Source organism: Verrucomicrobiota bacterium (genome assembly GCA_034440155.1).
Classification (GTDB): Bacteria; Verrucomicrobiota; Verrucomicrobiia; order JAWXBN01; family JAWXBN01; genus JAWXBN01.
The window spans coordinates 1-11,109 of record JAWXBN010000001.1; the positions used below are offsets into that span (position 1 = coordinate 1).

Genomic DNA, 11,109 nt, shown 5'->3' on the forward strand with positions numbered 1-11,109 from the left:
AATGAAGCCATGACCGCCCGCGGCAAAGCCATCAGTCTCGTCGAGAAAAAGGCGGCAGAATTAATGAAAAGCAAATAACAGTCCCTAGCGAATCGTCTTTTGATCATCTGCCCGCTATACAGTCAGAGGAAATCTGTGTCAATCTGCGTTAATCTGCGGTTAAAAACTTCTGAGAGTGTCTTTCCGAAGACTGCCTGTATCTGTGGATAAAAATCCCCGCTGTGATATAATTTTCTCGCCTGACAGCTTGGCAAGTCCCAGCACGGACAATCGGAAGATTGTCCCTGCAGTTGCGAGGAGCAAATTGCTCCACAGATGGCAATGGGCCTAGGTCTCCTTACACACTCGCTCGACAGGCTTTCCCTTAGTGGTGAAAATTTGATCCACACTGGAAAAGGGGGGATGTGGGGGGGGGAGTAAGTGGTGGTCGGTACTGGGTTCGAACCAGTGACCTCCTGCGTGTGAAGCAGGCGCTCTACCACTAAGCTAACCGACCGGAGAGGAGAGATTATTCATTTCCCTGTGGATAATGCAAGTCTTTGATGAGATGCGAAAATCATTGGGTCAATAGGTAATATTTTACCCCCTAATTTATACTATTATCATATATTGACTCTTGAAAATCGGTAGCTATAGTAAATAAATAAATTAAGTTGGTATTAAAAATATCCTTAATGTTTTTTAGACTAGGAACAATATGATTCTCCTTGTTGAAGATAATATAGAGACACTCAGACTTTTTTCCCATGTCCTTCGCGACTTGGGTTACGCTGTACTTGAGGCAGAGCACGGCGGAATCGCCCTTCAGATTATTCAGGAAAAACATAAATCTATCGATCTGCTTGTCACTGACATTAAAATGCCGGAAGTAGATGGTATTACTTTAGTTGAAAACCTTCGCAAACTCGACCCCACCATCCCGGTGATCGTCATGAGCGCTTATCTCAATGAAGAAAATAGCCAGAAACTTAAAAAACTCGGCATTAATAATATTTTAGAAAAACCTTTCCGAATCAAAGACCTTGAGAGTGCGATTAACGAGCTCAACGTGGAAAAGTCCCCGCTTGCCGTTAAAGTCTCACGCCCTTAATTAGAGAGTCGTATCCTTGCCGAATCCGCATGGGCTTCCAGTCCTTCAGCCATAGCGATGGCTTGAATGGATGCTGCCGATTTCCTGAGGGATTCTTTGTTATACTCGACAAAGCTGGTCCTCCGGTAAAACCCAGAAACAGTGAGCCCAGAAAAACTCGCAGCCGATCCCCCCGTAGGCAGCACATGGCTGGGGCCAGCCACATAATCCCCGACAGCTTCAGGAGTGTATTTTCCGATAAAAATAGCACCCGCCCGAGTAATCTTTAAAGCGATCCCGTTTGGATTCTTTGCCTGGACCTCGAGATGTTCGGGCGCCAAGCGGTTGACGATTGTTATCCCCTCCTGCATGTCAGGGACGACAATAAAATAAACATTCTTCTTCATCGCTTTTTTGGTGAATTCCCGGCGGCTATGACTCTCGGAGAATTTACAAAGCTCGAGCATGGCACACAACGCGGTTAATTTACTGGTGGTCACCAGAAAAGCCCGCTCATGGCCGGAACCGTGTTCAATCTGGGCTAAGAGGTCAATGGCGATATGTTTCGGGTCTGCTGAGCGGTCGGATAAAATGACCACTTCACTCGGGCCTGCCACCATGTCCAAGTCCACATATCCATAAAGCAGACGTTTTGCTGTCGTCACATAGGCATTACCCGGACCCACGATTTTTTGAACGGGCTTGATTGTTTTTGTCCCGAAAGCCATTGCTGCGATGGCTTGGGCACCACCGACCATATAAATCTCCGTTGCACCTGCGAGCTCCGCTGCATACTGGAGTGCTGTATGCAGTTTTCCATCACGTCCAGCCGGAGAGCACACGACGATTTCTTTCACCCCGGCTTCTTTTGCCAGTGTAATCGTCATCAAACAAGTCGACACCAAAGGAGCGGTCCCGCCCGGGATATAGACGCCTACGCGATCGTAGGGGAAAAATTTCTCACCGACAAACCCGCCATGACTATTTTTCGAGCACCAATCCTTAGGATGCCCGTGCGCCGCAAATTGTTTCACATTCCTCAGGGCGTCCTTCAAAGCTTTCTTTAATTCCGGTGCAATTTGTTTCTCATCGATCTCTCCAACCACTCGGAATCCCGCCGCGGATTTAAGTTTAAACTTATCAAAGGCCAGGGCGAATTTCAGCAGGGCTTTATCCCCGTCTTTCCTGACTTCATCAAGTATCCCTTGGACAGATTTCTCGATGGAGTAGTCATAAAGCTCCCGTGTACAGATGGAGTCGATGACTTGGGTGAAATTTTTTTGCCTGTAATCAATTAAACGCATGCTGCGGAGAATACCTTCTTGGGCATGAACATCAACCCCCTTCTTCCAAGTCCACTCCCATTCATAACAATGGGAATAACCTTGCCCCTACCAGTAGATATAACGGGTGAAGAGTTTCTGCTCAAAATCAGTCAGGAAGGCTAAATTCTCCACCAGATAAAGGTTATCATTGGCATCGATCAACATTTTGCCTGTCTCACCGTAATCGGTCCCTTTTTCCGCCTGCCATTTCATCAGGAATTGCCGTGGTCCCTTGTCCGTTTCGACATCAAACTCCAGATACCCGTGCTCCATTTTGATATGATAAATGCGTTTAATACGCGGAACAAAATATTGTTTATCGATCAAAGCCAGAAGGGCAAGATACTCACTTCTACCTTCCTTCTCTGAACTTTCTTTCCCCCTATCCTGAAAGGATTCCCATCATATAGCTCGGGGTTAGGAAGCCTTCCCTCGCGACCTACTCTGGGGAATTTAAATCCGGCGATCTACCCTGAAAGGATTGTGTCCGTGTCTATGTGTGTGTGCAGATTTCCCACGTTCGGCTAAGATTCAACTCCTTCGGGGCAAGATCGTGGAGGGGACATAGTAAACCCAAGGTGTCGGGGCGACCATTGGGCTATATAACGCAGTCCCGTGAGGATAGAGGAAGAAAGTCGAAAGTCTCAATTTGTAAGATGAATATATGAGTGATTTTTATCCACAGATTCCACAGGGGCCGCGAAGTCTTTTTTGGAAGGGAGCAATTTGTCTTAAATATTCTCAAAACGCGACCTGATCCATCCGATAAAATCCCTTACGACACAACGGATCATAAATGACTGTTTTAATTTATTAATGCCCCCCGAAATCATACGACCACAATTCTCAAATCTAATAGGATCAGAATGAAGGTTCTAGCGGCTCTGAAAGCGGGGACAGAGGACGTTTCCGTATCCGGCTTTCCCGTAGAGAGGGAGATTTCTCTTACTCGGATAATCCTGTATGAAGACCTGTTCTTTACGTATATCAGTCCAGCAGAAAGCTATCTATGAACAATTTGTTGTAAAGATGATTATTTGCTAACTTCATATTCCGACTGCCTATTTGGAGGCGTATTTGACGAAATTTTCTAAAAGTAAAAGCCCGGTTTTCTGGCTTTTCTCCGGATGAAATTGTGTCGCGAAGATATTATCCTTCCAGATAATCGACGGGTAATCCTGCCCGTAAACCGTTTCAGCCGCCACCACACGATCATCCGAGGGGAAAACGGCATAAGAGTGGACAAAATAAAAGAAAGATTGGTCGGGGATCCCTGTCAGAATAGGGCAGCCGGTTTTTTTAATCCCGATAGTATTCCATCCGATTTGGGGAATTTTCATGTCCATGACATTGAGTAATTTCACATCACCGGGGATTAATCCCAGCCCCCGATGCTCCCCGTTTTCAAAGCCACGCTCAAAGAGCATCTGGAGCCCGACACAAATCCCGAGGAATGGCCGACCCGACTTTGCAAAAGTCACCACAGCCTCCTCAAGCCCGCGTCCGCGCAAATTGCTCATACAATCACCAAATGCCCCCACGCCCGGAAGCACTGCCGCATCGGCCTGGAGTAACTCCTCGGCGGTTCGCGCCATGACCACATCCGCTCCCACTTTTTCGAGGGCTCGACGGGCGCTGCGCAAATTACCTATATCGTAATCAATCAATGCAATCATTTGTTTCCCGTTATTTGGATAATGTCCCTTTGGTGCTCGGAACGACTCCTTTGAGCCTTGGATCCCTCATTTTAGCCTCATCGACCGCCCGCGCAAAGGCCTTGAAAAGTGATTCCACAATATGATGGGGTTCTTCCCCGTATAAGAGCTGAAGGTGCAAATTGCACCGGGCTGTCGATGAAAAGGCGTAAAAGAATTCTTTTACGAGTCCGAAACGGAAGGCACTGGACATATCTTGATTCTTTTCTGAAACCGAAATTTTTTTCTGGGAATAACGGTCCATGCCACGCATCACCAGATAGGGGCGCCCGCAGAAATCGATGACACAACGGCTCAAACATTCATCCATGGGCAGATACGCTTCACCAAAAAGCGGATTCTTCGGGTGGAACCCCGTGCCATAACGTTTTAACCCCTTCTTGTCGCCGAGGGCGATTTCGAAGGCTGTGCCCAAGACCAGTCCGGTGTCCTCGACCGTGTGATGGGCGTCGATATGGAGATCACCTTTGCAATTGATTTCTAGGTCGCATTTCGAGTGTTTAGAGAAACTCACGAGCATATGATCAAAAAAACCAATACCCGTATGAACTTTTGATTTTCCTGTACCGTCAAGGTCGAGCTTGACCTTGATCGCTGTCTCGGAGGTATTCCGTTCTACTGTCGCTACCCGCTTGATTTGTGTTTTAGCCATTGTTCCTCACAATAAAGCAAATTGCGCGGGGGAACTCAAGAGTGGGTTCCCGAAGATCAAAAAAAAGGCTTCCCCGCACCTAAGGGGAAGCCCTAAAAACCTGATATAATTTGTTTCCCCTAGCTTAAGCGCGGACTTTTTCCATGACAGCCCTGAGGTTCTGCTTGGTGTACTTGGCGTAAAGCAGTACCACTGGGGAACAGATGTAGATCGAAGAAAATGTCCCGACAATAACCCCGATCCCGAAGGTAAAAGCAAAATCCTTTAAGGGGCCGCTACCGAAGATATAGAGGGCGAGTGTCGCCAAGAATGTCGTCCCCGATGTGAGGATCGTACGGCTCATCGTCTGGTTAATCGACATATTCATGAGTTGCTTGAGGTCCATCGTAGGATAAAGCTTGAGATTCTCACGGACACGGTCAAAGACAACAACCGTATCATTCACCGAGAAACCGATGATCGTCAGGATCGCCGCGATAATCGGAGCTGAGAACTCAAAACCACAGAGCATGAATACCGCCAAGGTAATCAATACATCGTGTGCAGTGCCCACCACGGTTCCCAAGGCAAAGGGGAATTCAAAACGAATAGTGATGTAAAGGAGGATGCCCAGCAAACCAATGATACAAGAGAAGAGCCCTGTCAATAAAATCTCTTGCCCCACCATGGGCCCGACTTTTTCTTGGTTATAGGTGGTAAACCCTGCGTCGGGGAAAGATTGAATCAATGTTTTTTCAGCATCGAGACCTTCATCAAACTTTGTACGGACCTGGAGGAAATTCTCCCCTAACACATTGTCTTTTTGATATTGTGATGTGGTATCTTTGATTCCCGCTTGCTCTAGCACATCACGCACTTTATTAAGGGGCACTTCGTTCTTTGCCTTTAATACAATGGTATCTCCGCCTTTGAAATCGATTCCCCACACATCGTCGCCACGGTGGATACCCCAGGCGAATCCGACACCTATAATTACCACTGTAATCAGGAACATGAATTTCTGAGCCCCGAGGAAATTGATATTTGAGTTATTCTTGATCAGGTGAAGCATCGGCAGCTTTTTGAGCCAACCCACGTGCGTCAGGAAATCAATAATCGTCCGTGTGACAAAAAGGGCTGTGAATAAACTGACGCACAATCCCATCGCCAATGTAACACCGAAGCCCTTGATCGCCCCAGTACCAAAAATAATAAGGATCGCCGCAGTCAAAAGGGTGGTCACGTGGGCATCCACAATCGTCCAAAAAGCCCGTCCATAACCCGCAGCAATCGCCGCCTTAAAGGTCCTTCCGTGGGCTAGCTCCTCCCTGATCCTTTCAAAGATCAGGACATTTGCATCCACTGCCATACCCAGGACCAAAACGATACCGGCAATCCCGGGCAGGGTCATGCTGGCATCAAAAATCACCATTAACCCGACCAACAGGATCAAATTTAAAATCAGCGCGACATCAGCGATCAATCCACCGATGGTATAATAAATCAGCATGAAGAGCACAATCCCGATGGTGGCCCAAAGTGAGGCATGAATCCCCTGCTGGATGGAATCGGCAGCTAGGGAAGGTCCGACATTACGTTCAGCCAAGATTTTGACGGGATTCTCTAAAGGATTTTCCAGTACACTGGAGAGTTCCTGCGCTTCTTGGGGGGTGAAACTGCCTGAGATTTCGCAACGTCCACCTAAAATCGCCGAGCGGATCACCGGGGCTGATTTGACTTCACCGTCCATAATGATGGCCAGTCTCTCACCGATATTCTGCTCGGTCACAGTCCCGAAAATCTTTGTTCCATCCTCGTTCATTTCAATGACGACCACGGATTGTCCCACTTGGTCAAAGCTATGGGTGGCGCGTGTCACGTATTTACCGCTCATCTCAGGACGTAGCTTGACGACGTAAGGTCTTTGCACCTTATGAACGGGTTCGTTTGGTTTGGCGACGATTTCGTCCCCGTAAAGAATTTCATATCCGGCTGGAAGCGCACGCCCCTGTTGTTTGGCTTCAAAAATCTCTTCATTTTTCGGATGTACAAGGCGGAATTCCAGTTTGGCTACCCTTTCAAGGCTTTGGCGGGCGGAGACTTTTTGTTCGTCTGAGATACCCGGGATTTGAACCAAGATACGGTCATCCCCGACTTTTTGGATCACCGGCTCCAAGATACCATCAGGGTCGATACGTTTTCTAATAATCCGGATCACCTCATCCATGGCCGTGGATTTCTGGTAACTGTCCATTTCTTGTGTGTCCACACCGATCAAGAAGGAGGATCCCCCACTGAGATCCAAGCCCAAGCGCAATTTACCATGCTCGATAATTTTCCCATCAGGGCCTTTTTTATCAAAAGGGGGAACTAAATAGACTAAGGCGACAATTGTAACGAATATAATAACCGCAAAACGGAGGATGAGACTTTTTACCATAGAATTAAGGGTTCTTTCCTAAATCAATCTTTGTTATCGGGGGAAGCAGATTCTGAAGCGTCTTTATCCTTATTCATGATGATTCCCACTGCCGAACGCTGAATATTGATTTTTACATTATCGGCGATTTTAACGGTAATCATGTCATCTTTCACATTTGAAACAGTCGCATAAATACCGCCTGTCGTGATAATTTTATCCCCAGTCTTGAGTCCTTTCTGCATATTATCGACTATCTTTTGTTTCTTCATCTGCGGACGAATCAGAAGAAAATAGAAAATGACGAACATCAAGACAAAAGGCAGAAACTGCATCCATCCGGGTTCTGTTGACTCTGTCCCTGGCTGTGCAGGGGATGCCATGGCGATAAAAATATCTAAAAATAAGTGCTGCATAATAGTTATACCTCTTTGTGTTTTTTGTATCCTGAGACAAATTGCTCCCGGAACTGGTTAAAAGTCCCGAATGCAATCTGTGTGCGTATATCGCGCATGAGCTGCAAATAAAAATGCAAATTGTGCAAAGTGACAAGCCTTAAACCGAGGATTTCTTCGACATTGACCAAGTGCCGGATGTAAGCCCGGCTGAAATTTTGGCAGGCATAACACTGGCAGCCCTCCTCGATGGCACCCGCATCCTCTTTAAAAATCGCATTCCTCAGATTAAGCGTTCCTGTCCGGGTAAAGGCCGTGCCATTACGTGCCACACGGGTCGGGAGGACGCAGTCGAACATGTCCACACCCCGTGCGACCATCTCGACAATCTGGGGTGGAGTCCCCAGTCCCATCGCATAACGTGCTTTGTCCTCGGGTAAATATGGCTCACTTTCCTCGACAGCTTTCATCATTTCCACTTCCGTCTCGCCTACACTCACCCCACCCACGGCATACCCGTCGAAATCCATCTTCACAAGCTCTTCCGCAGAACGCCTCCTCAAATCTGCGTAAACCGAACCTTGGACAATGCCGAAAAGCATTTGGCGTTTTGGTTTGCCGGGCTCTTTGACGCAAAGGGTGTCATGGTATTCCTTACATTCCTTGGCCCAACGGAGGGTGACGTCCAAGGACTTTGCCGCATAATCAAAATCACAAGGATAAGGGGGACATTCATCAAAGGCCATGGCTATATTACCGCCGAGCTGCCATTGAATGTCCATGGCTTCCTTTGGTCCGAGGAAAAACTCCGTCCCGTCCACGTGCGACTGGAAACGGACCCCGTGTTTTTCGATCTTGCGCAATTTGCTCAAGGAAAATACTTGGAATCCCCCGCTATCGGTCAGCACGGGCCCTGTCCAGGAGGAAAACCCGTGGATCCCGCCAAATTGATTCATGATTTTCATTCCGGGACGGATCATCAGGTGATAAGTATTCCCGAGGATAATTTGTGCTCCGAGCTCATGGAGCTCCCGTGGACTCACCGCCTTCACGGTCGCCTGGGTGCCTACCGGCATGAATATGGGTGTCTCGATGACCCCGTGGGTCGTGAGTAATTTTCCCAAGCGGGCTTTTGAGGAAGTATCCTTTTTAATCAATTCAAACATGTGAAGGGCGCACTATGCCCAAAGGACGCTCCCGCGTCAAAACAGAAGTCACACCAGAGACCTGTGACTTTCAAAAATAAGACTTGAAGTATGTCAATATCTGACCGAGCCATTTCATCACGAGAGCCCCGCTGTACCCGATCAGCGCGAAGAAAACAAGATTGACCAAAAAAAGAATGCTTCCGGCAACAACCATATAACCGTCATCTTCCAGCAAGGCCATTGACAGGAGAAGAATGACGACCGCCGGGAGAATATTCGTCAGCGGAATCGGAAGCGGAAGCATTAATAAGGCCCCACAGACACAAATCATCGCCCCGCTCAGACAATCCACAAATTTATTCTTTGACAAAAATAATAATCGGGGGCGGGCGAGATATTCGAGTTTCTTGATCAAATGCCCCGTCGTCTTCAAGAAAAGAGGGAAAAAGGTATGAGGGAGTTTCACGTCCAGTAAACGCTTTGGCAACCAAGGCTTTTGCCCCAGACTCAAGCGGAACCCGATGATGGCGATAATCGTTCCCAAAATCGATGATAACCCCGGAATCGGGAATGGTGCACAGAAAGGAATGCTGAGGATGATGAGTAAAAGGGTGTAAGTCCTCCCCTGCATCACTTCCAAAATCTCTCCCAGTGACACTGCCTTTTGATCAAAACGCTCCACCAACTGCGCTACTTGCACTGATAACTTTATCTTTTCTGTGTCCGCGATATCGCGATCAGGGATAATATGGATCATAAATATTGATTTGCCGAGACTTCCATCTATATAAGTCCTGACTATTAATAAAGGATTATCTCTAGGAGTTGCATAATATTATGGAATACATCAAAGAATTTCTCGATATCTTTTTACACTTGGACAAACATCTTGAGGTTTTGGTCCAACAATATGGGCTTTGGACGTATGCGATTCTTTTTCTCATCGTCTTCTGTGAGACTGGTCTGGTCGTCACCCCTTTCCTCCCGGGAGACTCCCTCCTTTTTGCAGCCGGCTACCTCGCCTCCATCGGCCATGAAAATGGTGGCGGGCTCAATATTAACTGGATGATCCTCCTCCTCATTATTGCGGCTATCCTCGGCGATGCGGTTAATTACGCGATTGGATATTTTATCGGACCGAAAATTTTCAACAAAGAAAAGTCATTCTTCTTCAGGAAAGATTACATAGATAAAACCCATGCCTTCTACGAAAAATACGGGGGGAAAACCATTATCATCGCCCGTTTTATTCCCATCATCCGCACCTTCGCCCCTTTTGTGGCCGGTATCGGGAAGATGAGTTATACAAAATTCGCCGCCTACAACGTGGTCGGGGCCGTGATCTGGGTTGTCCTCCTGAGTTATGCTGGGTATTTCTTTGGACAGATGGAGATTGTGAAAAAGAACTTTGAGGTCGTTATCCTCGCCATCATTTTCCTCTCGATCCTACCTGCTGTTATCGAGATTTTGAGAGCCAAGCTTTCACAGAAAAAATAAGTATCCGCCACGAGGACATCTGAAAGAATCAGCCTGTGCCCAAATGTCGGGCACCTGATTTTAGTGTGCCTCTTTACTTTTGTCTGGGAAAAGCACTGATAAGATTGTCGCCGCCGCAAGAATCCCCAAGACCACTGTGAGCGAGACAAGTGGATCAATTTTAATCGATTTGCGCGCAGCCAGTCCTAAAACATCCAAATACGGGGGTAGACTTAAAAGCATTAGTTTCACCCCGACAAAACCCAAGATAAGGATCAAAGCCGGTTTTAGAAAACGGAATTTCCCGATCAATGCAGCCAAACAGAAATACAAGGCGCGCAAGCCTAGGATCGCAAAGATATTACTGGTAAATACAATAAAAGGGTCCGGGGTAATGGCAAAGATAGCCGGGATCGAGTCTACGGCAAAAACCAAGTCCGTAATTTCAACCATGATCAAGGCCAGAAAAAGGGGTGTCATTGCACTTTTGACACTTAGCGAACCGGATGGTGCCGGATCCATGACTTCTTTTCCACTGGCTGGATCGATGGAATATGTCGGGGCCATCGTGCGGCGGGTGAAAAATTTCTGCCCCTCGTAAAAGGGCCGTACGGGATAAAGTTTTTTAACAAGCTTTACAATCGGGTTCTGTGATGGATCACTATGGCTTTGGATCAAAGCCATCTTAATGGCAGTCAAAATGAGGAATGCCCCGAAGATGATGAGAATCCATTGGTAAGCCATTATTAACTCTCCCCCGATTCCAATCATCGCGCCTCTCATGATGAGTGCCCCGATAATGCCCCAGAAAAGAACCCGGTGCTGGTATTTGGCCGGAATGGCAAAATAACCAAAAATCATGGCAATCACAAAAATATTATCCATCGCCAGTGACTTCTCGACCACATAACCGGTCAAATACTGGATAGCC

11 protein-coding genes and 1 tRNA gene are annotated in these 11,109 nt (G+C 47.2%); 2 read left to right on the top strand and 10 right to left on the bottom strand.

Features of this window, described 5'->3' with window-relative positions; all coding sequences use genetic code 11:
* Positions 1-421: 421 nt before the first annotated feature.
* Positions 422-496 (bottom strand) — tRNA-Val (locus SGI98_00005).
* Between the two features lie 201 nt (positions 497-697).
* Between SGI98_00005 and SGI98_00010 the strand changes: the two genes are divergently transcribed.
* Positions 698-1,090, top strand: a complete 393-nt coding sequence (locus tag SGI98_00010) for a response regulator (GenBank protein ID MDZ4741785.1) — start codon at positions 698-700, stop codon at positions 1,088-1,090.
* On the opposite strand, the gene hisD is transcribed toward SGI98_00010, so the two are convergent.
* From hisD to SGI98_00050, 8 genes are all read right to left on the bottom strand, one after another.
* Positions 1,087-2,373 (bottom strand): histidinol dehydrogenase, encoded by a 1,287-nt coding sequence (hisD, locus tag SGI98_00015; GenBank protein MDZ4741786.1) that lies wholly within the window; start codon positions 2,371-2,373, stop codon positions 1,087-1,089. The two genes, SGI98_00010 and hisD, sit on opposite strands and share 4 nt — an antisense overlap.
* Positions 2,374-2,460: 87 nt before the next feature.
* Positions 2,461-2,721: a DUF1854 domain-containing protein gene (locus SGI98_00020; protein MDZ4741787.1), complete on the bottom strand. Its 261-nt coding sequence runs from the start codon at positions 2,719-2,721 to the stop codon at positions 2,461-2,463.
* 734 nt (positions 2,722-3,455) lie between these two features.
* Positions 3,456-4,070 (bottom strand): imidazole glycerol phosphate synthase subunit HisH, encoded by a 615-nt coding sequence (gene hisH, locus SGI98_00025; protein MDZ4741788.1) that lies wholly within the window; start codon positions 4,068-4,070, stop codon positions 3,456-3,458.
* A gap of 10 nt (positions 4,071-4,080) precedes the next feature.
* Positions 4,081-4,761: an imidazoleglycerol-phosphate dehydratase HisB gene (gene hisB / locus SGI98_00030; GenBank protein MDZ4741789.1), complete on the bottom strand. Its 681-nt coding sequence runs from the start codon at positions 4,759-4,761 to the stop codon at positions 4,081-4,083.
* Positions 4,762-4,885: 124 nt separating this feature from the next.
* Positions 4,886-7,180, bottom strand: coding sequence for a protein translocase subunit SecD (secD, locus tag SGI98_00035; protein MDZ4741790.1), 2,295 nt, complete (start codon positions 7,178-7,180; stop codon positions 4,886-4,888).
* 23 nt (positions 7,181-7,203) lie between these two features.
* On the bottom strand, positions 7,204-7,575 hold the full coding sequence (gene yajC / locus SGI98_00040; GenBank protein MDZ4741791.1) for a preprotein translocase subunit YajC: 372 nt from the start codon (positions 7,573-7,575) through the stop codon (positions 7,204-7,206).
* 5 nt (positions 7,576-7,580) lie between these two features.
* Positions 7,581-8,720: a tRNA guanosine(34) transglycosylase Tgt gene (tgt, locus tag SGI98_00045; GenBank protein ID MDZ4741792.1), complete on the bottom strand. Its 1,140-nt coding sequence runs from the start codon at positions 8,718-8,720 to the stop codon at positions 7,581-7,583.
* A gap of 70 nt (positions 8,721-8,790) precedes the next feature.
* A complete protein-coding gene (locus tag SGI98_00050; protein MDZ4741793.1) occupies positions 8,791-9,459 on the bottom strand; it encodes an exopolysaccharide biosynthesis protein in 669 nt (222 codons plus the stop codon).
* A gap of 80 nt (positions 9,460-9,539) precedes the next feature.
* On the opposite strand from SGI98_00050, the gene SGI98_00055 reads away from it, so the two are divergent.
* The gene (locus SGI98_00055; protein ID MDZ4741794.1) at positions 9,540-10,199 is read left to right on the top strand and encodes a DedA family protein; all 660 of its coding nucleotides are present in this window, start codon (positions 9,540-9,542) and stop codon (positions 10,197-10,199) included.
* 60 nt (positions 10,200-10,259) lie between these two features.
* Here SGI98_00055 and SGI98_00060 read toward each other — a convergent pair.
* On the bottom strand, positions 10,260-11,109 hold an 850-nt coding region (locus tag SGI98_00060), incomplete at its 5' end, for a TerC/Alx family metal homeostasis membrane protein (protein ID MDZ4741795.1).